Origin of the sequence: Dolichospermum flos-aquae CCAP 1403/13F (assembly GCF_012516395.1) — a bacterium.
GTDB lineage: Bacteria > Cyanobacteriota > Cyanobacteriia > Cyanobacteriales > Nostocaceae > Dolichospermum > Dolichospermum lemmermannii.
The window spans coordinates 2,309,767-2,331,486 of sequence record NZ_CP051206.1 but is presented as its reverse complement, the minus strand read 5'-3'; the positions used below and the strand labels follow the sequence as shown (position 1 = coordinate 2,331,486).

Below are 21,720 nucleotides of genomic sequence, written 5' to 3'. Positions count from 1 at the left end.
AAAAGGAATGCTGAAATTAACTTACACCAATAACAGTTTTTATTTAGAGTGTCTCACTCAATCTCTCGAAGAATGGGTAGCGCAAAGAGTGATTTTGGCACTGCGTGTCAGTCAAACTTTGCGGATTGAACCCACCACAGCTTCCTTTTTGCTACCTCTTGATTTGCCAGGAGTAGAAAGACTAAAAGCCGAAGTAAATCGCCATGATAGTGAAATTATGGGCTTATCTAACTGTGATCCTGAATACTTAGAAGTTACCCTCGATGGTTCTTGGTTATCTGATGGTAATCATGATGCTGTCGGTGTATTTGTCACCACTATGAGCTATAGCACGGAGTTTTTTTTGTATAAACTTTGGCAAGAGTCTCAAATTTGTGCTTCTGTCGTCACTGAGTAAGGATGATCATGGCTGCATTTCTAAAAGTTCAGGAACTGTAACAAATCGGTAGCCTTGCTGTTTGAGTCCGCTGACGATTGCTGGCAAGGCTTTGACTGTTCTTTCCCGATTTCCGCCACCATCGTGCATTAACACAATAGAACCGGGTTTAGCATCTCTGATCACATTTTTCACAAATACTTGATATTTTGCCCGCGGATCGGTGTCTGCTGAAGTCACTGACCACATAACAACGGAGTTTTTCTGACTTTTAGCATAAGCAGCTAATCCGTTGTTTAAATAGCCTCCAGGGGGACGGAAAAATGATGTTTTGACACCTGTTGTTTTATAGATTAATTCATTTGTTTTTTCAATTTCACTTTTAGCTGTGGCTTCATCCATCTTTCGATACCAATGATGCCAAGTATGATTACCAATAGCATGGCCTTCAGCTACAACTCGTTTGGCAATTTCGGGATTTTCTTGTAAGGCACTTCCTACCCAAAAGAATGTAGCTTTTACATGATTTCGTTTGAGGATATCTAACATTTCTGCGGTGGTTTTTGGCCAGGGACCATCATCAATAGTTAAAGCAATTACTTTCTCTTTATTGCTGGGTTCAACTTTATAGATAGTTTTTGCTTGATATTTAGCTGGGACAGTAAAATCTAGGTTTTCAACTTTAGTTAGTAGTTGTGATTTGGGATTAATTTGATTAGTCGGAATGGCAACTTTTAAGGGTTCGCTATTGGTTTTTAATTGGCGTGGATTTGGGATGTTAGTACAAGCTGTAAAAGACAATGCTATTGCGGCAATAGCAATTACTTTTAGTCTTTTATTGTGGTTATTTGTGGGAAAGGAATTATAATTTTTGGGCATAAAGTTCTGTGATATATTCTACAGGTTGGGAAATTGAAATCTTCCAAAATTAATAAAAAACTTAGTTGGGTAAGGATTTGACTAAATCGGCAGTTAGAAACTGCATTTACAAAAGTCATCAAACGCGGGGTTTCGCAACTTCTAGGATTTTTTTATTGGGGATGAGATTTATCTATTGAATATTACAGCCAATTCTCTCTAAAGATTGATTAAGAAAATATTTAATTCAATTAGTATTTATAGGCACAGTCAATAATCACAGTAAAATGAGTGGACAAATGTCAGAAACATATCAAGCAGAGCGTACCATCTCATCTATATTTAAAGAACAGAAACAAATTGATGATGTAATTCATCGGTTACTAGATAGAGGCGTTTCCAGCGATTATATATCCGTCTTGGGCAGAAATTTTCAATCAGAAACCAGAATTGCTGGCTTTATTACTAAGCGGGATGTAATTTTGGGAGGATTAAGAACTGGGGCGATTTTTGGTTCTTTATTTGGTTCTTTCCTTAGTTTATTAACTGGGGTCGGTGTATTATTTATTCCCTTTGTTGGTCCAATTGTGGCAGCAGGTCCGATTGGAGCGATATTATTAGGGGCCGCAAGTGGAGCGCTCGCTGGTAGTGCTGGGGCAGGTTTGGTATCAGTTCTTACTGCCTTGGGGATGTCAGAAGACAAAGCTACGGTTTATCAAACCCGCTTAGAAGCTGGTGAATTTTTATTAATGATCGAAGTCCCGATCAATCGGAGTGGCGAATTTCAATTACTATTGGAAAGTTCAGGTGGTGAAGAAATTAATATCATTGGCAAAACACTACCTCATCCTTGTCCTGGAAAATGCAAAAATTCAGATGATTTATCTCCTGAAGTTCGCACCCATCTTTCACCAGAAGCTCAGAATATATTCATTGAACGCTATAATACTGCACTGAATGATAATATGGACAAGCTTACATCTGAACAAATGGCTTGGGATGAAGTTCATAAGCGATTTGATGAAGATGAAAATGGCGTTTGGTCAAAAGTTAAAGTTTTGCGATAGGATGTTCTTCTAAGAGAATTCCACAAAAAAGATGATCCAATTTTGTGGGATGGGCATCTTGCCCGTCCTTGTGTTGTTAGCGGGCAAGATGCCCGCACCACAAGAGATTTTGGGATATTTTTTTAATTGGAAGTCTCTAATTAGAAGTTCCTAAAATCTTTAAATACAAAAACGCACCAAATCAAAAGACTTGGTGCATTTTCGATTAATTTTTAGATGGGAGCGGGGGGGCTCGAACCCCCACGACCGTTTAAGGTCAACGGATTTTAAGTCCGTAGCGTCTACCATTCCGCCACGCTCCCGTAAGGTTATTTACTGTTTTTGAGGCAGTATTCACCCGCTTGTCTGTTATACCACTAATTGCTTTTTTTTGGCAAGTAGATTTTAAAATTTTATTTGCTAACGCTAATATTTGACATTTAGCACTGAAACAAAATTTTAGGTTAGCCATTTAGCTCACGCTTGATGACTGGAGAACATTATATCACAAGTTTCGATTTTTGGGCAATTTATTTTTGGGGGATGGAAAATAACACAATTAAATGAACCAGGAATAAATGAACCACGAAGAAGCGAAGACCGCGAAGGTAAGAGGTTTTGAGAGATATTTCGCGTCAGTTCTGATAATTACTGATTTCCTCAACTTAGCCATTGGGCATATCATGGGAAGTGAATGCACCAAATATAGTTCAAATTGCGGTAAGGAATATGGTTGTAGCACTACTGTATCTGAGTTTGGCTGGCGCTTATTTGCTGGTAATCCCCATTGCTGTCTTTTTCTACTTGAGTTTAAGATGGTATACCTGTGGTTCTGTGGAACGGGTGTTTATGTACTTTTTAGTGTTCTTTTTCTTTCCGGGGTTGCTAGTTCTCTCCCCGTTTGTGAATTTGAACCCCCGTCCGCGAAAAATTGCTTAAATTAAGATTGGTAGGTCATAATTCTCATGCGACGTATTGACGCGATTGGTATTGGCTTCGGCGTTTTTGTCGCCGGTGGCTTGGCTTATGTGGGTTTGCAAGTAGTAGGTTTAGATAGTCAGAATGCTGGTATCTGGAGTCAAGTTTTCTTGATTGCTGGCTTAATTGGCTGGTTATGTACCTATCTTTTCCGCGCGATGGGGAATAAAATGACCTACCATCAACAACGGGAAGCTTATGAAACGGCTTTTTTGCAAAAGCGTCTGGATGAACTTTCTCCGGAAGAATTAGCTAAACTGCAAGCGAAGATTGAAGAGGAAAAAGAATCTCAGGTTTAGGGTTATTATTGTTCAGTGGTTTGTTGACAAATGACCACTGACCACTAACTACTGACTAGGTGAAATGACTGCTATTTCTCGTTGCTTTGAAAATTTGAGACGGAATCAAGAGTGCGCGTTGATTCCCTTTATTACGGCTGGTGATCCAGATTTAGAAACTACTGCTAAGGCTTTGCAGGTTCTTGATAATTCTGGGGCTGATATCATTGAGTTGGGTGTCCCCTATTCTGATCCTTTGGCTGATGGTCCGGTGATTCAGGCTGCGGCTACTCGCGCTTTGGCACGGGGGACCACTTTAGAGCAGGTGTTAGAGATGCTCAAGGGGCTTAGTCCGAGTTTGCGATCGCCAATTATTTTATTTACCTATTACAATCCGATTTTATATCGAGGTGTTGATAAGTTCTTGGGGCAAATTAAAGATGCTGGGGTAGCAGGTTTAGTTGTGCCTGATTTGCCTTTGGAAGAGTCAGCAGGACTCATTAAACCAGCGGCGGAGATGGGAATAGATTTAACCTTATTGGTAGCTCCTACGAGTTCTGCTGAAAGAATAGAAGCGATCGCTCGCGCTTCCCAGGGATTTATCTATTTGGTCAGTGTTACTGGTGTCACGGGAATACGAACCCAAATGCAAACACGAGTTGGTGATTTACTCCAACAAATTCGCAATGTTACAGATAAACCCATCGGTGTCGGGTTTGGGATTTCTGATCCTGAACAAGCGCGACAAGTGAAAGCATGGGACGCAGATGCAGCAATTGTGGGTAGTGCTATTGTGAAACGACTGGCAGAAGGTACACCAGAGCAGGGATTAGATGCGATCGCTAAATTTTGCCAAAGTCTCAAGATAGCTATCAAAAATCCCTCTTAAACCCAAGGGAGAAATTGCCAAACAGTGTATTTTTTTGTTATTTTTTAGTGGACAATTTGACTGTGATCGTCTTAAATAATAACAGCATATCTTAGGATAGACAAAAAAACTAACTAATACACTGGTTTATCTTGACCCTTAACTTAAATATACTATCAAAGTAGGCAAAAAATTATGCGTGTGAGAGTGTGTCAGTCACAACTGAGTTACTGTTCTGTAGTATTTGAGGGGTAACAGCAATGAGCGAAAGTATGGCATTTATTGGCGGAGTCGCGGTGGCTGGGTTAGCGGCTTTAGTCTTGCTGAAAGGAACAAATACCCCAATCCCATCGAATTTTGGTGTTAGCCCCCAAATGCCAGGGACAGTTATGGCTCCCCAGGTAATGCAGTATCCTCCCAATTACGGGCAACCTGCCTATTTTAATCAACCCACAACTACTCAACCCCCAACTGCTCCTAATTCTGATCAGCGTCTAGAAATGGAAAAGCTGAAAATGAATATGCAATTGGAGAAGTTGAAAAGCGACAATGAGCAACTCAAGTTACAAAACCAACAATTCCAGGTACAAGCTCAAAGTTTTACCCAACGGGAGTGGCAATTAGCACAACAAGCTAATCAACAAAAAATGGCGACATCATTACAACAACCTGAACAAAATAATTGGTGGTCTTCACCCATGCTTTGGGCTGTGGGTGGTGCGACGTTGACTATTGGTGGGGGGGTTGTGGTGGCTGGTGTTCTTTCTTTGTTTGCACCAAAACAGCGGGGTACTCGGACAGTTCAGGTGATTCATCCCTACAATGGACAAGCACCATCTTTAAATCCTGTCCGTCGGGCTGAGTTTTTACCTTCCTCGCGGATGGAATCTAGAAGAGTGGAAACGGCAGAATACGACGAAATGCAATAAGCAGGTGGGGATTTAGTTTTTCTCGTTCCCATACTCTGTATGGGAATGAATTTTAGAAGGCTCTGCCTTCAATAATAGTAGAGGCAGAGCCTCTGTGATAGCATTCCCAGTCAGAGACTGGGAACTAGATAAACGCAGATAAACGCAGATGATGTGATGGTAAGATCCCTGAGTTCTATGATCGTTAATATGATAGATTAAGAGGGTGTTTGAAAAGTTTTGAATGTATAGACTGACCCCTCTCCAAACCTCTCCCCTGCAAGGGGAGAGGCTTTAAAACCCCCATTCCCTTGCAGGGAAGGGGGGTAGGGGGGTTAGGTTTTTGGAGATTACCGGTTTGATATAATACTTTTCAAACAACCTCTAAGAGACTGATTAAAGAAGTCGGGGATCTAATGGCAATTAAGAAAAGTGAACTTTATAGTTCTTTATGGAAAAGCTGTGATGAATTGCGGGGAGGTATGGATGCTTCCCAGTATAAAAATTATGTATAGGATTCCTATTTGATTTCTGAACAAGACTAAGAGAGAATACGGTGAGGTATACAAGTCTAACAAGGAACAATGATAAGTCAGCATTCAGAAACTGCAACACAGACAGTAAAAGTATCGCAGGAAGAGGCGATAGCTGAACTACAAGATTTTATAGATATGCGTCCAGATGCGCGTGAGGTAAGGAAAGCACTGGCAGTTAAGCTGATTTATCAAGGTTACTTGTACGATGAAATTCAAACAATTTTAGATGTATCACGAGGGTCAATAACAGGTTGGAAACAAGCTTATGAGGAACATGGAATTGACGGACTGCGGCTGAACTATCAAGGAAGAAAGGGCTATCTTTCGAGTGGACAACGAGAAGAAGTATTGAGTTGGCTGCAAACTAAGGATATTTGGGAGCTTGGGGAACTCGAATATAAATTAGCTTTTGAGTACGACGTGGTTTATGAGTCAAAACAAAGTTACTATAACTTATTTGAGGAGGCGGGAATCAGTTGGAAAAAAACCACAAAATTGAATCCTAAAGCCAATCCAGATGCTGTTGCGGAAAAAAAAAGAGATTGAAACATTATTGGCAAACCACCGCGTTGAAATTGAGACAGGAAAGTTAAGAGTATTGCTGCTTGATGAGTGTCATTTAATGTGGGGAGACTTAAGTGGCTATGTTTGGGGGAAAACAGACCAAGAAATAACAGTGTCAGTCGTAAATGAGCGCGAAAAACAGACATATTACGGGGCGGTTGATTATCTCGAAGGACAATTACTGATGAAGGCTGATGACAAGGGCAACTCAGAAAATACTATTGACTACCTTCAATATCTTCTAAATCAGTCTCCTGACCAGCGATTACTGATTTTGTGGGATGGTGCTACTTATCATCGTTCCAAAGAGATTCGAGGTTTTTTGGCAGAAATTAATCAAGGCTTGGAACCCCCTGAATGGAAAATACACTGCGTTCGCTTTGCTCCTAATTGTCCAGAGCAAAATCCGATTGAGGATATTTGGTTACAAGCTAAAACATGGGTTCGGCGTTTCTGTGCATTGATACCTTCCTTCTCGCATTTAAAGTGGATGTTTGAGTGGTTTATTCGACACACTACCTTTGATTTTGCCACTCTTCAGATGTACGGAATTTGTTCAAAACTCAAATAGGAGTCCTATAGAGATGTTCCAAATAACGTCTCTATAAGAATTTCAAAAAATACACATTTATATCCCACATTCCGCACCCCAAAATGTTACAGAGGGAAATTACGGAGATGAAAATCAAAGGAAGCATCAAAACAAACAGATAAAGTGAAAAAAGGCATTTGAGAAACAGTAAATCACCAAAAATGTCATCAAAATCTATTCTCAATAAGAAGCAATAAGAATGCACACCACCTGGAGAGGTCAATAGATAAGCGAAAGAAGATATTCAAGAAATAATTATAAGTTAGACTAATCAATTAAAGTAAAAAACGAAATTATAGACATAGTAAAATGGAGCTATAAATCAAAGAGATTAGCTCATCTTTACTCATAGAAATTAAATTGATAGAGATGATAATTAGCTGACTAATTGATAGTAACGTAAACAATCATCTGGTAAAAGACTCAAGATAAAATCTCTGTCCTTATTCCAATTAGAAATATGTTTCTCCTGATTGAGTGTAACCAAATGAATACACTGAAAGCATTGAAAAATCCAGCGTAAAGTAGGACGATTAGTTGCTTTGCCTAATTGATTTTTAATTGTTGATTTAGACTCCAAAAGAGCATTTCTAATATGACGTTGAGCCAAAGTATAAACCAGTAGACATAAACCCATAATCATTCCCAAAGACTCTATTCTCTCAGGACTTTTGAGGAAAATACTGTCGGCAAAAAATAATGGGTCTTTGAGAAAACCAAACCCTCTTTCACATGATTGTTGAGCTTTATATTCCCTGAGCATAGAATCATTGCTTAGTTCCTTTGAATCTAAAACATTTGTCGCAATAATAAAACGTCCCGCACTCAGCAATTCTGTATTAATTTTACTTTCATCCTGGGAGACTGTAGCTGATATTTGATAGGATATTTCTCCTGAAGTATCTTTTTTATTAGATTTTACTTGAGTCACCGTACTTTCGTGAATTTGATGATATTTGAATTGTTTTGATAATTTTGATAATGCCTTGATAGCATCTGCAACACATGCAAATCTCTCTTGTGATAACTTTTTCAAATCTTGCACAGCTTTTGATTCTGCTTTGGTAATTTTTTGTGTGAGCTTATGCAGGTCTGATTCTTTTCTTTCTTGACTTTGCACTACTAACCATCTTTGTTCTATCCCTGCATAATTTTGGATTTTTGATGCTAATTTATATCCTGGTATTGTACTATCAATAAATTCTGATTCTGCTAATGTTGATATTAATGATTTTGCTGCTTTTATGCTTAATGGTACTCGACATAACCAACGTAATTCTGACATCATTTTCAGGTTTGATTCTGTATATAAAGCAGCGTCAGCAACCATGAGACTATTAACTTCTAATTGTTTTTGATATTCTACTGCTATTTTACCAAAACATGATGAGTCAGCTTGGTTTCCCGATGCTAGTTTTAAAAATATTGGTATGTCTCCATCTCCTGAACATATCATTTCTATGATAAACTGTTTTAAGTCTGGACGATGGTCACGAGAATAACCGTAGGTGATGGTTATTTCTTTTGGTGATTTTACTGCTAATTCTTCTAATTCTTGGTTATTTCCTACTTTTTGACTCTCAAATATTACGAATGGTAAGCTAGTGTTATACTGCCCATGCACGTGCATTGATGATGAGTCTAGATGTGATGTTGATAGTGATACTCCAAATTTTTGAGCAGCTTTTAAGGCTATGATAAAAAAGATTGTATCTAAGCCTTTTATAAACAGTTTATCCATGACTCTCCCCAATTTATCGTCGTTGAGATATTCTGGTTTTACTCCTGCTCCTATTAAATGCTCACAGGCTATTGTTTCAAAATATTTGGGAAACATATATAACGGTTTGGAGACAAATCCTAACCCGTTTATTATCATGGCTTTTACCACTTGACCTGCATTTACTTTTTCGTCTTTTTCGACTCCTATTAATTCATTTATTATTTCTACTATTCCGATTGAATCTATGATTCCTGCTACTATCCCTAGATGGTCTATGTTCTGAATTTCCATTTCTTGAGGTTTTAATTTCACAACAGTTTCCTCTCATACTTCTGTTGTTATCAATTATTTCTTATTTGGTTATCAATTCATTTTTTTCTTTTGTTACCAAGTTTCACTTTCTCACACCATTTCGCTTTTAATGCTATTTATTATCATTAAGCATCTTAATTTTTGAATTGACTTTAGTTATTATGTACTACTTTAAGGGCTTTTTTGATCTGTGACAGTTTGGGGTGCGGAATGTGGGTTATATTTCATAGATGTCTAATGGCTAGGAATACGAAATAGATAAAAGCCAGCAAGTGTAAAAATGAAAATCGTAGTTGCAGAATAAACAATTACATCTTTCACTAAAAAGGAAATCCAATCTTTTCTCAATTCTTGTTTAAACTTGAGTTCTCGTAATTTACGCTCAAGCTCTATATCTTCTTTATCAGGTAATCTGGTATAAGGACTAATCTCTAAATCATCAATCAATTCTTCTGTAGCATTTGCATTTTGCCAATTATCTAATGGAGAATTAGAATCAGCCAAGACAATTGGTAAATTATCCTGATTTTGATTTTTGATCTCTTTTCTAATTACCTTTTTGACAATTTTGACGATTAAAGCTTCTAAATTTTTATCCGTCATATCTAGTAAAGTAAAATATTTTAATCATGAAGACTAAAAATAAATTAGTATTTTCTTCATTATCCAAAATACCGCCAAACCCTTGACAGGTATGACGGTGATTAGTTTACCTTTTATAGTTCCCCAATAATTTCTGGCTGATTTAATTCATCAGACATTTCGATAATTGCTCTGAGAACAGGCTTCATTATGGAATCTTCGTTATTTTCAAAATCTTCATAACGTCGCCGTTTAGCACGATTTGCAACTTGTACCGTAATGCGATAGCGATTTGATGCAGCACTAATTAATTCTTCTGCACGGTGCATGATTTGAGACTGAGTTGTCTCGAACTTAGAACGTTTAAGCATAATTGATAACTCTGGAGATTCTATCCCAGTTTACTCGGATTTTTCAATTTTAGAGATGGAAAGGAAAATGATCCTTGGGAAATTTGCCTAACTAAGAGAATCAAACTAAGAATTTGGCGCATTTGTTGAATTTGCTGTTTAAGTATTTGGTTCTCTAATCGGAGATTGCGAATTTTTTCTTTACCGATATAAATATTAGCTGGTACTGTATGTAGGGCTGCATAACTAGCACGTTCATATTGATTAAATGTATCTGTTATAAATGCTAAAGTATCTTTTGCTTTTCGTAATTGTTGAGCTAGATAAAGGAGCATGAGGGAAATAAGGATATTAATCAGGACAACGATAGTTACCATTTTTATGTTGTTTGCCACTGATTTAATCAAAATTGTAGGTCTATTATATCAGCATTGTCACTTTTTATCTGGGGATCTCTTTTATTTTGAGGCATGACGCTGCTGAAAAAATCAAATAGGATTACTATAGAATTTTATAAATCATCCTTTGCCAATTTCTTCCATGACCGAAAACACAAAAGCAATAGTTATATTTGATATAGACGGGGTTATCCGTGACGTGAGCGGTTCATATCGTCGCGCTATCTCCGATACAGTAGAGTATTTCACTACCCAAGCCTATCGTCCCACACCTGTAGACATTGATCACCTCAAATCTGAAGGAATTTGGAATAACGATTGGGAAGCCTCCCTGGAATTAATTTACCGTCATTTTATCAGTCAAGGACAGCAGCGACAAGAAATACAATTAGATTATGCCAACATAGTTACTTATTTTCAAAGCCGTTATCGCGGTACAGATACCAAAAATTGGAATGGCTATATTTGTCATGAACCTTTATTAGCACAGCCGAGTTATTTTGAAGAGTTAACAAAATCTGGTATTGCTTGGGGTTTTTTTAGTGGTGCTACTCGTTTGAGTGCTAACTACATCTTAGAAAAACGTTTGGGTTTACAATCTCCTGTTTTAATTGCTATGGAAGACGCACCTGGTAAACCAGATCCGACTGGACTTTTTGCTACTATTAATATATTAGAAAATGGTAGTAATCAAAAACCAACAGTTGTATATGTAGGTGATACGGTAGCAGATATGCACACTGTGGAAAAAGCAAAAGCTGTAGATAATTCTCGGACTTGGTTAGGTGTAGGAATTTTACCTCCCCACGTTCAGGAAACAGTAGAAGGATGTGAAGCTTATACACAGAAACTAATACAAGCTGGGGCAAAGATAGTGTTGAATAATGTCCAAGAATTAACAATTAGGACAATTTCTAAATTAGAATTGTGATCTCATTCAATGAGATTTTTTTTTCATTACCTACCCGATATTCATTTAATTTGTAATCATAGGAAATTCATCAAAATGTCTAATTTAAAACTACCTGATGGACCAAAAACCCACCCTTGGATACAGACATATCAATGGTTAAAAGATCCTTTGGGATATATGGAAGAATGTGCTAAAAACTATGGTGATATTTTTACTTTGAGAGTTGGTCCAGTTTTCACTCCGCAGATATTTATTAGCAACCCCCAAGGGATTCAACAGATTTTCACCACAGATACCAAACAGTTAGATTCTGGTGAACCAGCAGGAGTTCAATCCCCTTTATTGGGAAGACAATCTTTATTAGCATTAGAAGGGAAACCTCATCAACGTCAACGTAAATTATTAACTCCTCCTTTACATGGAGAAAGAATGTTGGCTTATGGTGATTTAATTAGCGAAATTACTCAGCAAGTTACTAATAAATGGCAAATTGGACAAACATTTAATATCCTTTATTCTATGCAAGAAATCTCTTTTGAAGTGATTTTAAAAGCTGTATTTGGTTTACAGGATGGCTCACGTTATGAGCAATTGAAGACATTACTATTGAAAATTCTCAATCCTGAAAAACCTTTTTTGCGAGCCATGATGTTAGTTTTTCCCTTCTTGCAAAAGGATTTAGGTGCGTGGAGTCCTTGGCACAAATTCTTACAGTTAAAAGCTGAAATTGACGAAGTTATCTATGCGGAAATTAAGGAACGTCAAGAAAAACCCGATTCATCTCGCAGTGATATATTATCTTTGATGATGGCTGCTAGAGATGAAAATGGTCAACCTATGAGTGATGTTGAATTACGAGATGAATTGATTACTTTATTGATAGCTGGTCATGAAACTACTGCAACTTCTTTAACATGGGCGCTTTATTGGATTAATCATGTCCCACAGGTACGAGCAAAATTATTGCAAGAATTGGATAATTTAGGTGAAAATCCAGATGCGAATGAGATTTTTAAATTACCCTATTTAAATGCTGTTTGTTCAGAAACATTGCGAATGTATCCGGTGGCCATGTTGGCTTTAAATAGATTGGTAAAATCACCTTTTGAATTGATGGGTTATAATTTAGAAGCAGGAACTATTGTAGTTCCTTGTATTTATCTAACTCATCATCGAGAAGATTTATATCCTGATTCTAAACAGTTTAAACCAGAGCGTTTTTTAGAACGGCAATTTTCTCCTGCTGAATTTGTCCCTTTTGGTGGTGGAAATCGTCGCTGTATCGGCATGGCTTTTGCTTTATTTGAAATGAAATTGGTATTAGCAAATGTGTTGTCTAATTGGAATATGGAATTGGCTGATACTCAACCAGTACAACCGGCACGGAAGGGGGCTTTATTGGGTACAGGTGGGGGTGTGAAAATGATTGTGAAGGGGAAAAGAGAGAAAAATCAGCCAGTTCTAGAAAAAGCGCGTTAGTTGATGTTTTTAATCTTAACTAACGCACACATTTTTAGTTAATCTAAAATAAATTCCTCATGCCATTGTTTAGCAACTTTATCCCAACCAAAAGAATCTCTGAGAGATAACGCTTCCTGTCTCAGAGGTTCTTGTTTTTCAGGATTTTGCAGCAAGTCTATTACTGCTTCAATAAAAGTATTATTAGTTTCTTCATCTCCCGCAATCCCTTTAATTCTAACACCTGACTTCACAGTTTCTTCTAAACCTGCATAAGTTGTCACCACAGGAACACAACCAGCAGCTTGGGCTTTCCACGCACTAATACAAAAAATCTCCGCAGCAGTATGACAAGGATAAACCCAAATACCTGATTTAAATAGTTCCTCAACTAACTGCTTATGTCCAATTCTGCCATATTCATAAACATTTTTCTGGTTGAACAGTTCCATGATTCGCTTCTTTTCATCTGGTAATTGGGGAAATCTCTCAATATAAGGTGAATTAATTAGTGCATCAATTCCTTGCCAACCATAAAAAATATGTAATTCCACATCCGGGACTTCTTTAAGAACCTTGTCCCATTGCAGCAGCAAATTTTCGATGCCTCTTGTATAATCACTAATCGAAATTAGTCTTTTGGGATTTCTAGGAATTTCTGTTAAATTGAAATCTTCTAGATTAATACCATTAGTTGTTAAAAATATTTTATCTTCAGGTATCCAATCTGGTAGCATAGCTTTATGAAAATTTGACAGCATAAATATCTTGTCAAAACTTCCTAAAAATTCTGCATGGTCAGATTCTTCTATTATAGGAAATAAGTGTGGATTGTCGTGCATCCAAACAGCAATTTTTTTAGCATTGACCTTCATCTGCATCGGTTGTTTCCAAGTACGATGAAAGATTAAGACATTAAAGTTATCTTGGGGATTAAATTTATCAACATTCTGATAAATTACACCATTATATTCTCCTTCCATTTCACCACATCTATTAAAGACTGTGACTTTATAACCTAAATTTACTAATTCTTGACTTAAATAAATTATCGCTTCTTCGCTCAGGGGAAACGCATCTAAATTATCTTGACAGAATACTATATTAGTGCATCAATATGGGAAAATATCTAACTTCATTCAAAATCTGATAAATTCCTTTATTAAAATTATAAAAATTTCATAAATTTAGAGTAATTATTTATTTTTAATGATGGATTTATTTTGTTCAGTTCTATATATTAATATCTATATTTTTTGGCATCAAAAATATAGATTCTATTGTAGAATCAACAGAAAAATAAATTGGTTATATTTATATTTGTCTATATTTTCTGATTTTTATCAGATACATTCTAAAATCTTCTCTAAATATTCATCATCCCATCCTGCACAAAACTGCTTACTTTTAGTTCCTAGTTTTTGGCTTTTTTCTTTTCCTAAAAGATTAACTGCTATATGACGAATAACTGCAAAGTTTTGTGGTGCATTATCCTTTCTTATCCGACAATCATCTTCTCTAAAAGCTACATCTAAAACCCAGTGTAATGAATTCTCTATACCCCAATGAGTGCGGACTGATTCTCCTAGTAATTTCGCATTATTTGTCAAACTACTTATATAATAGCCTGTCTCAACCTTCGTTTTTCCATTAACTTTTCGTATATATTCTACCATTCCTACACTTTGAAGATTTACCCATTTCTTATCAGTATCTATTCTTTCTTCTATGTCTGATAACATGAGATAATGACGAATCTCTTCTCTTCCATGTTTGTCTTCTTTTGTATGAAATTCACTATATTTGAATCCCTCAAACCCTTTAGATATAGCTTCTTTGAAGATTTCTTCTACATTCTTATATAAATTACCTTGATTCTTTTTGAGTGCGATAATATATTCGCCTGATTTTTCTGCAATTGATTTTACTATCTCTTTTTGACACCCCATCGCATCAATCGTTACTAAACATCCGGCTATATCTAATACTTTAATTAATTCCGGTATGGCTGTTATTTCATTTGACTTTTCTTCTACTTTACATTGTCCTAATACTAATTTATTACTAGTTGCCCATGCACTTACCATGTGAATCGCACCTTTATCCTTTCCTTTATCATATGAATGCCTTAATGTTTTCCCATCTATTGCTATGACTTCTCCTTCTGTAATTTTATTGATAGATTTTATCCAACTCAAAAAACAATTCTGAAATTGTTGCGGATCTATTCTCGCAAATACTCTGGCGAATGTATCATGAGATGGAATCCCGTTTGGAAGTTCTAAAAATTGTTTTAGCCATTTTTCTTTCTTTTTTCCATAAGCCTCCATCAATACCCAACTATCTACTCCACAGATCACTGCACAAATCGCAATGGTTACTATATCTATTAATTTATGCCTTTTTGTTCTCTCAACTCTTTTATCTTCTAAATCTTTAAAGTGATCTACTATTGTGATTTTTGGTGGTAGCTTCATTTTGTGAATTTTGTCTCTTTAGTTTTATTGAGAATACCACTTCAACTCATTTTATTGATTCTTATAGAAACGAATTTACCATCAAATTTTCTTCATACTCATTTATTGGCTTGATATTAACATGGTAATACTGCCCTTTTTATCTATTCATAGAAGTTACATTTTGTCAAAAAAAATTAGATGCGTTTCCCCTGCTTCTTCGCTTCCACCAATGCCTTTATTAACAGAAAGAGGAGACCAATCTTCTACATGAAATGGAAAATTGGAATAAATTACAATTGAGTTATTGTTCCAGTCCATATTATTTTATTTCCTTTTTTTCTATTGTTATTTTTGAAAACCAGTTATTTCTGAGATAAAACAGGCTTACCAGTAGATACAGCCTGTTCGACAATATCAATTGCTCGCTTTGTTCCCCCTGATTTCTGAATTGCTGCTTGTAACCTAGCAGCATTCTTTTGATAAGAATCTTCCGTCAACACCTTTTTAATAGCAGTCCGCAAATTAGTAACATTAACTTTTTTCACAGGAATAGCTTCCCCACATCCTGACCAAACTATCCGCGAAGCTACTCCTGGTTGGTCATTAGCAATGGGAATAGCTACCATTGGTACACCATTCGTTAAACATTCCAATGTGGTATTCATTCCTGCATGAGTAATAGTTAAATCTGCTTTTTCCAATAATTGTAATTGTGGTGCATAACGAACCACTAAAGGATTTCCTGCTATTCCTTCGAGAACTTCAGGATTAGCCGAACCACCCAAAGAAATTACTAATTGTGCATCCAACTCTTGACAAGCTGCAGCAATATTCTGGAAAACTGGTAACAACCGATTTTGTAAAGTTCCCATTGAAGCATAAATTAAGGGTTGTCCTGTTAATTTATCAAAGGGAAAATCAGCAACTTCCCTACCAGTTGCACTATGATATGGTCCGGTAAAATGAAAGCAATTAGGTAAATTTTGTCGAGGAAATTCTAATTCCGCAGGTTGTTGACTAATTTGAGCTAGTTGAGAATAACGTTGATTTGGGTCAAAGTATGCAGGTAAATTTTTATCTCGACGATAGCTTTCTATTAATTCTGTGATAGGTCGAGTAGCCCGATTTAATAATTTATAACCTAATTTATTACGCAGTTTTGCCCACAAAGCTGGACTATAAGACCAATTTGTCATGAAGGGGGGAACACTTGGCTCTCGATTTAAAACTACAGCACTACAAACAGTAATAAAAGGAAGACCAGAAACATCTGCAATAGTCCCTCCATAGGACATAGTTTGATCTATTAATAGTGCTTCTATACCTGCGTCCTTGATAGCTGTTGGGGCATCCCTGAAGGTAACATTAGTAATATCTCTAAAAATAGAGATGGTATATTTTAGTGCTTTCTGTCCGCTTAATTCTCCTAATTTATCAAAAGATGCTTTTGCTGAACCCAGGGGACATTCAGATTCACCAATAACTTTAAATTCTAAACCGGCTGCTTGTGCTTTGGATTGGGCATCAGGAATACCAATTAAGGTAACACGATGTCCACGCTGTTGTAGTTCTTTTCCCAGAGGTAGTATTGTGTTCCAATGTCCAGTTGAGGCGGGACACATTAAGCCATAATGAGTCATAATCGTGTTTTCTCCTTATTTATAATGATATATACCAGAAAACTGCCCCATAGATTCAACGCAGATCACTGTAGTAGGTTTGGATCTATGTTCATAATACTTTATTAGTGTAATATCATTGCGTCAGACTTTCCCCGAAGTCAACACTAAGGAAATAATGATTAAATCTTGGATGATAATTGGCAGTATCGCATTCTTAGTAGGCTTTATCGGTAACTGGATTACACCCAACCAGAGTCAATGGTTTCGGCATTTACAAAGACCCAAATGGTTAACCTTTGAATCAGCAATTCCCCTGATTTGGACTATAATTTTTATCTGTGGTGCTTGGTCAGCTTACATCATTTGGGAACACAGCCCAAATACTGATATAACCCGTTTAATGATGGGTTTGTACCTACTACTAGAGATATTTACTATAGCTTACAGCCCTGTAATGTTACGTTTTCGCAGTCTCATCGCTGGTACAATCCTCGGTGGTACAGGATTACTCATTTGTCTGTTAATCACACTTGCAGTCTTATCAGTATCCTTCTGGGCAGCATTACTATTATTGCCCTATTTACTTTGGAGTCCCATAGGTACATACACCACATGGCAAATGAGTCGTCTTAATCCCCAAGATGCTTAAGCAGAAAAGTTGAAAGTCTCTTTGTGTTTGACTTTCAACTTTTGATAATAGATTATATTCTATTCTTTGCTCTTTCTTCCTTTGCGTCTTTGCTCCTTAGCGTCTTTGCGCGAAACAAAATCAAGATTTATTACAAAACAGAAGATTTATTTTCTGTCGTCTGAATGAAAGTTTGAAAATTCCCATTGGGTGTCCATTGAATTGCACCATCTTTGCCAGTCGAGAAAAGTTTTGTTTCTCCTTTACTCAAAGAAGATAATACTTTACTATCTAGATTATTAGCAGGAGCAATCGCTATTTGTGGTTTGAGTGCTAAAACTAAATCCTGTAAAGATTCTGATGGACACCACAACACCTGGGGAGAAGATAAATCCCCACTCTTAATCAATTCTGCAATTTGTTGAGACTTAATATTTCCTACCAATAACCAATTCTGATTAAAAATTTGTAACTTTAAAATTGGTACTTGATCATTAATTAATTGTGCTGTGATTGTCGGATTATTTATAGATTGACCAACTGCTAAATTCTGATAGATTCCTTGCTGTTTTTGAAGTTCCTTTTGTAGTAATTGATTTCCAATATTGTCTGCTAACTTAGGAGTATATTCATATAAATTCTTAATTGGTAAACTTTGCATAATTTCCAACCAAGCATCATTGGTATAACCAGGAAACTTACTAGCGATCGCCCAATTAATTTGATTTATTCCTTGCTGCCTTAAAAATGGTAAAATAGTAAATCTACCAGTCCCTTCATTCCCCCCATTAATGACCGTAATATTCCCCCGATCTTGAATTACTAAAACAGGTTCATTTTTAGTATCTAACAAAGTAATTCTCACCAAATTATTAGCAGAATGCCAACTAGGAACAAGTATCAAAACAACTGCAATTAAACCTGCAAACCACCAACGTTTTTGCCACCACCGGACTAACCAAACTAAAATAATTAAAAGATAGATAGTCAACATTTGCCAAATTGATATACTACCAACTGGTATCTGGCTTCCTGGTAAATGATCGAAAAATTCCACCATTTGAATTAACCAATGGGTGGGATAATATAAAAAACTGGCTAAAGTGCCACCTAACTCTGGTGAAATTAAACTTACCAAACCGCTAATCATTCCCCCAATACTAATCACAGAAATAAATGGTGTCGTCAAAATATTGAGAGGCACACTATAAACTATAATCACACAAGCAAAATCCAGCAATCGAGGTAAAGTCCAAATTGTAGCTGCTAAAGGTACAGAAATTAAAGAAGCGATCGCAGGAGGTAGCCAATCTAAACGTTGAGTAATAGATGATGCAGTGACAACCAATCCCAAAGTCGCTAAAAAACTCAATTGAAAACCTAAATTCCAAATCCACAAAGGATTAAACAACAATAATAAAGTAGCCGCTATTAACAAAGACCCCAACTGCTTAACATTTCTTTCCAAAGCCAAACCCAGCAAAGCCGCAAAACCCATAATTTCCGCTCTTAACACCGCAGGTTCAAAACCTACTAAAAACAAAAACACAATTAAACTCAAGCCACCCAGGGTAATCTGCGTCGCTTTATTTGTACGTCTTGTTAGCTGTAAAACTACACCTAAAATTAGAGAAGTTTGAAACCCAGATGCAGCCAAAGCAGGAGCTAAACCAGTCCTGACAAATAAATCCCGGATATCATAAGGTAAATCAACAGCCTTACTACCTAAAACCATCGCACTCACAAGCGGACCCTCAGGAACACCCAATAACCGAGTTTGCGATCGCCCAATTTTCTCACGAACTTGCCACCATCCCCAAGGACGTTCATCATCAAGAATATTAATCTGTCTACCAATTAAACCCGCAAAGGTCCCCTCCTGCCGCAGATATTTCTGAAAATCAAACCCACCAGGATTGGAAGCCGCAGTCGGTTTATACAAAAATCCAGTCACCGCAATTTGTTGTCCAGGATATAACCCAGTAGATTGGAGTATCGGTACAGTCACATATAACCTACCCGTCACCCCCTTGCTACTCCCTAGAGATCCTGTAACACTCTTAACTTCATCCAACTGAGTCACTGCTAACCAAAATTGTCCCCGTTGACTACGAGTTATCCGGGGATTACTATCCACCAAACCGCGTACAATTACCAATTGTTCAAGATTACTATTATCCCCAGCCGCAAATTGACTAATATCTTTGATTCCCGGTTGAGGGACTCGGAATTGTAAATAAACAGTAGCCAAAAAACCCACCACACCAGCTATTAACCATATTCTAGGATGGGGAGTACCTGCCCAGTTATTAACTACTGTTTTCTGTTTCGTAACGGCATTTTCTTTTTTGAGAGCAAATTGCCGCAAATTAGCATATATGCGGCGAAACAAAACCGCTCCCACCACACCCAATAGCAAAATCCATATACCGCCCCAGGGAATTGCGGTAAATAGCAAACCCAAAATATAACTAAGACAGATAATTATTCCACTCGTCTGCATCATAAATCAAAATAATTGCCAAAGCGCCCAAACCAGAAAATATAGCATCAATATTTAACTTGCTTTGGAAAGATATAATTTATCTTTGGTGACTTTGGCAATAATAACATCACAAAGAAATGCCTAAATTTAACCCTAATACAGCATGAACAAACATAATCAAAAGAGTTGTAGACCCTAAATAAGCATGAACTGCACGCAAACCAGCTTTATTTCCAAAAAATCCACTTAGAGAAATTACACCATTAATTAACAACAGTATTAGTACCAGTGAACCCGTCCAAAAATGAGGACTTTCAAACAGTGGTTTTTGCTGCATCACTAAAGATAAAATCCCACCAGTATAGCCACCTGCCAAAAATACAAATAACCAAGGAGCTAATTGACGATGAGCATTACGGCTTTGAATAGCTGCATCCTTATCCTTCCCCTCCAGCAACTTTCCGCGCCAACCCGTCACCCCCACAAAAGTCCCTACCACAAAAATCACAATTCCCATCATTGCTGGATGTCCCCAATGCACAACCGCTTCAGGAACACCTAGACAACGAAACCAACCTGCAATTGGTTCTAAAACTGCACTTACATTTATCATCTGACACACACCACTATTTGTAAAATCAACATCTGCAACCCTCCCTCCTACACTGGAGGGGTGAAAAACTTGGCGTTGCTGATAGCCTGCGTGACGAAGCCATATTTAAATATGAATTCTTTGGCTTTCATGTTTAAAACTCTTACCTTTGCGACTTTGCGCCTTTGCGTGAGCTTATTCATACTTCAATTAGGCAACGCCAAAAATCTTATCTTACGGTATCTTTCAGCAACGGAAAACCTAACTTTTCCCTTTGCTCAACATATAAATGAGCCACCTTTCTAGCCAAATGTCGAATCCTGGTAATGTAACGAGTCCGTTCCGTCACCGAAATTACCCCTCTGGCATCAAGCAAATTAAAAGCATGAGAACACTTAATCACATAATCCAAACTAGGTAAAACCAAACCTCGCTCAGTTAATTGAGTAGCTTCCTGCTCATATAAACCAAACAAAGTCAGCAACATCTCAGGATCCGACGCTTCAAAATTATAAGTACACTGTTCAATCTCACCCTGAAGATGAACATCACCATAAGTAATGTTATCCGTCCACTGAATCTTAGTAATAGCCTCAACCTGCTGGAGATACATCACCAATCGCTCCAACCCATAAGTAATCTCAATAGATACAGGACGGCAATCAATACCGCCACATTGCTGGAAATAGGTAAATTGAGTAATTTCCATCCCATCTAACCAAACTTCCCAGCCAGTACCCCAAGCCCCCACCGTCGCATCTTCCCAATTATCCTCCACAAACCGAATATCGTGGTCTTCAGGACGAATCCCTAATGCCCGTAAAGAATCCAGATAAATTTCCTGAATATCATCCGGTGAAGGCTTAATCAAAACCTGATATTGATAATAATGCTGAAACCGATTCGGATTTTCGCCATAACGTCCATCAGTAGGACGACGACAAGGTTCAACATAAGCCACAGCCCAAGGTTCAGGACCCAAAGCCCTCAAAAAAGTATGGGGATTCTTAGTACCCGCGCCCTTCTCCATATCATAGGGCTGGGCAATCAAGCAGCCACGCTGTCCCCAAAACTGATGCAATACCGCTATTACCGACTGAAAATTCACTATCTACTCTTCCTTGAGTCAACAATTCCTAACCTATTGTGGACTAAACCCAGCATAGTAAGCAGTTTTCAGGCGAATAAAAAACA

Annotated in this window: 21 protein-coding genes and 1 tRNA gene; 10 read left to right on the top strand and 12 right to left on the bottom strand. The window is 37.3% G+C overall.

Features of this window, described 5'->3' with window-relative positions; translation table 11 throughout:
* Positions 1 to 7: 7 nt before the first annotated feature.
* On the top strand, positions 8 to 397 hold the full coding sequence (locus HGD76_RS11535; protein ID WP_168695862.1) for an alr0857 family protein: 390 nt from the start codon (positions 8 to 10) through the stop codon (positions 395 to 397).
* A gap of 6 nt (positions 398 to 403) precedes the next feature.
* Here HGD76_RS11535 and HGD76_RS11530 read toward each other — a convergent pair whose 3' ends face one another.
* Positions 404 to 1,255 (bottom strand): polysaccharide deacetylase family protein, encoded by an 852-nt coding sequence (locus tag HGD76_RS11530; RefSeq protein ID WP_168695861.1) that lies wholly within the window; start codon positions 1,253 to 1,255, stop codon positions 404 to 406.
* 278 nt (positions 1,256 to 1,533) lie between these two features.
* Here HGD76_RS11530 and HGD76_RS11525 point away from each other — a divergent pair, with 278 nt between their 5' ends.
* Complete coding sequence (locus HGD76_RS11525) at positions 1,534 to 2,301, top strand: ChaB family protein (protein ID WP_015078837.1); 768 nt, start codon at positions 1,534 to 1,536, stop codon at positions 2,299 to 2,301.
* 217 nt (positions 2,302 to 2,518) lie between these two features.
* Here HGD76_RS11525 and HGD76_RS11520 read toward each other — a convergent pair.
* Positions 2,519 to 2,603 (bottom strand) — tRNA-Leu (locus HGD76_RS11520).
* A gap of 406 nt (positions 2,604 to 3,009) precedes the next feature.
* On the opposite strand from HGD76_RS11520, the gene ndhL reads away from it, so the two are divergent.
* From ndhL to HGD76_RS11490, 5 genes are all read left to right on the top strand, one after another.
* A complete protein-coding gene (ndhL, locus tag HGD76_RS11515; RefSeq protein ID WP_080683924.1) occupies positions 3,010 to 3,219 on the top strand; it encodes an NAD(P)H-quinone oxidoreductase subunit L in 210 nt (69 codons plus the stop codon).
* 26 nt (positions 3,220 to 3,245) lie between these two features.
* Positions 3,246 to 3,557 (top strand): DUF3007 family protein, encoded by a 312-nt coding sequence (locus HGD76_RS11510; protein ID WP_015078835.1) that lies wholly within the window; start codon positions 3,246 to 3,248, stop codon positions 3,555 to 3,557.
* Between the two features lie 64 nt (positions 3,558 to 3,621).
* Positions 3,622 to 4,425, top strand: coding sequence for a tryptophan synthase subunit alpha (gene trpA, locus HGD76_RS11505; RefSeq protein ID WP_168695860.1), 804 nt, complete (start codon positions 3,622 to 3,624; stop codon positions 4,423 to 4,425).
* Positions 4,426 to 4,664: 239 nt separating this feature from the next.
* Positions 4,665 to 5,333: a heterocyst differentiation related protein gene (locus HGD76_RS11500; RefSeq protein ID WP_168695859.1), complete on the top strand. Its 669-nt coding sequence runs from the start codon at positions 4,665 to 4,667 to the stop codon at positions 5,331 to 5,333.
* A 563-nt stretch (positions 5,334 to 5,896) separates the two neighbouring features.
* Positions 5,897 to 6,983 (top strand): IS630 family transposase gene (locus HGD76_RS11490; protein WP_168695858.1). Its coding sequence is split into 2 segments (ribosomal slippage): positions 5,897 to 6,378 and positions 6,377 to 6,983, totalling 1,089 coding nucleotides; the frame shifts between segments, so codons are not numbered across the junction.
* A 397-nt stretch (positions 6,984 to 7,380) separates the two neighbouring features.
* Here HGD76_RS11490 and HGD76_RS11485 read toward each other — a convergent pair.
* The 4 genes from HGD76_RS11485 to HGD76_RS11470 all read right to left on the bottom strand — a co-directional run bounded on the left by HGD76_RS11485 (position 7,381) and on the right by HGD76_RS11470 (position 10,348).
* Positions 7,381 to 9,018, bottom strand: a complete 1,638-nt coding sequence (locus HGD76_RS11485) for an IS1634 family transposase (RefSeq protein WP_168697347.1) — start codon at positions 9,016 to 9,018, stop codon at positions 7,381 to 7,383.
* A gap of 255 nt (positions 9,019 to 9,273) precedes the next feature.
* Complete coding sequence (locus tag HGD76_RS24885) at positions 9,274 to 9,642, bottom strand: hypothetical protein (protein ID WP_210967771.1); 369 nt, start codon at positions 9,640 to 9,642, stop codon at positions 9,274 to 9,276.
* 113 nt (positions 9,643 to 9,755) lie between these two features.
* Positions 9,756 to 9,992 carry a DNA-directed RNA polymerase subunit omega gene (locus HGD76_RS11475; RefSeq protein ID WP_015079483.1) on the bottom strand — a complete coding sequence of 79 codons (237 nt, stop codon included), beginning with the start codon at positions 9,990 to 9,992 and terminating at the stop codon, positions 9,756 to 9,758.
* Positions 9,993 to 10,012: 20 nt separating this feature from the next.
* Positions 10,013 to 10,348, bottom strand: coding sequence for an MreC domain-containing protein (locus HGD76_RS11470; protein ID WP_168697429.1), 336 nt, complete (start codon positions 10,346 to 10,348; stop codon positions 10,013 to 10,015).
* A 163-nt stretch (positions 10,349 to 10,511) separates the two neighbouring features.
* Here HGD76_RS11470 and HGD76_RS11465 point away from each other — a divergent pair, with 163 nt between their 5' ends.
* Together HGD76_RS11465 and HGD76_RS11460 are read left to right on the top strand one after the other, a co-directional pair.
* Positions 10,512 to 11,300, top strand: coding sequence for a TIGR01548 family HAD-type hydrolase (locus HGD76_RS11465; protein WP_168695857.1), 789 nt, complete (start codon positions 10,512 to 10,514; stop codon positions 11,298 to 11,300).
* A 75-nt stretch (positions 11,301 to 11,375) separates the two neighbouring features.
* Positions 11,376 to 12,761, top strand: a complete 1,386-nt coding sequence (locus tag HGD76_RS11460; RefSeq protein WP_168695856.1) for a cytochrome P450 — start codon at positions 11,376 to 11,378, stop codon at positions 12,759 to 12,761.
* Positions 12,762 to 12,799: 38 nt separating this feature from the next.
* Here the strand turns inward: HGD76_RS11460 and HGD76_RS11455 are convergent, their stop codons facing one another.
* The 3 genes from HGD76_RS11455 to HGD76_RS11445 form a co-directional block, all read right to left on the bottom strand.
* Complete coding sequence (locus HGD76_RS11455) at positions 12,800 to 13,723, bottom strand: glycosyltransferase family 4 protein (protein ID WP_168695855.1); 924 nt, start codon at positions 13,721 to 13,723, stop codon at positions 12,800 to 12,802.
* Between the two features lie 360 nt (positions 13,724 to 14,083).
* Complete coding sequence (locus HGD76_RS11450) at positions 14,084 to 15,217, bottom strand: ISAs1-like element ISAsp2 family transposase (RefSeq protein WP_168694588.1); 1,134 nt, start codon at positions 15,215 to 15,217, stop codon at positions 14,084 to 14,086.
* 344 nt (positions 15,218 to 15,561) lie between these two features.
* Positions 15,562 to 16,839 (bottom strand): glycosyltransferase, encoded by a 1,278-nt coding sequence (locus HGD76_RS11445; RefSeq protein WP_168695854.1) that lies wholly within the window; start codon positions 16,837 to 16,839, stop codon positions 15,562 to 15,564.
* A 157-nt stretch (positions 16,840 to 16,996) separates the two neighbouring features.
* Between HGD76_RS11445 and HGD76_RS11440 the strand changes: the two genes are divergently transcribed.
* Positions 16,997 to 17,470, top strand: a complete 474-nt coding sequence (locus HGD76_RS11440; protein WP_168695853.1) for a TspO/MBR family protein — start codon at positions 16,997 to 16,999, stop codon at positions 17,468 to 17,470.
* 130 nt (positions 17,471 to 17,600) lie between these two features.
* Here HGD76_RS11440 and HGD76_RS11435 read toward each other — a convergent pair whose 3' ends face one another.
* The 3 genes from HGD76_RS11435 to glyQ all read right to left on the bottom strand — a co-directional run bounded on the left by HGD76_RS11435 (position 17,601) and on the right by glyQ (position 21,634).
* Complete coding sequence (locus HGD76_RS11435) at positions 17,601 to 19,955, bottom strand: ComEC/Rec2 family competence protein (RefSeq protein ID WP_168695852.1); 2,355 nt, start codon at positions 19,953 to 19,955, stop codon at positions 17,601 to 17,603.
* A gap of 106 nt (positions 19,956 to 20,061) precedes the next feature.
* A complete protein-coding gene (locus tag HGD76_RS11430; protein WP_168695851.1) occupies positions 20,062 to 20,547 on the bottom strand; it encodes a DUF4079 domain-containing protein in 486 nt (161 codons plus the stop codon).
* 208 nt (positions 20,548 to 20,755) lie between these two features.
* Entirely contained in the window at positions 20,756 to 21,634 is an 879-nt protein-coding gene (gene glyQ, locus HGD76_RS11425) for a glycine--tRNA ligase subunit alpha (protein ID WP_168695850.1), read from the bottom strand.
* Positions 21,635 to 21,720: the final 86 nt, after the last annotated feature.